This is a genomic window from Komagataeibacter intermedius TF2, assembly GCF_000964425.1.
GTDB classification, from domain to species: domain Bacteria; phylum Pseudomonadota; class Alphaproteobacteria; order Acetobacterales; family Acetobacteraceae; genus Komagataeibacter; species Komagataeibacter intermedius.
Genome location: NZ_BANF01000734.1, coordinates 1 through 267 on the forward strand (window position 1 = coordinate 1; position 267 = coordinate 267).

The 267-nt window shown below is 65.2% G+C and carries 1 pseudogene; it reads left to right on the forward strand.

The window, feature by feature from the left end:
* Positions 1–85: 85 nt before the first annotated feature.
* Positions 86–267 (forward strand): annotated as a pseudogene (locus B7449_RS19135) (hypothetical protein); the annotation flags it as partial.

The following is a 267-nucleotide window of genomic DNA, read 5'->3' on the forward strand; positions in this document are numbered from 1 at the left end:
GGCCGGAACCGAAACGCCGTACGAAGTACTGACACAGGTCGCATGATGCTGGCCGATCCTGTCCGCCTCGCAACAGGAGGCCAAGGTGATCCGGCTCCCCTTTCCATGCCGCCGCACGGCGCAAGCGACCGTGGTCCTTGTGACGTGCGGCTTCGTCATGCCCCCCATCGGGCACGCACAGACAGTAAACGTGCCCGGCGGACTCCCGACACATGTCAACGCAACCTATCAGGAACCGGGGCTCGGTGGCTGGACCCCGGACACGAC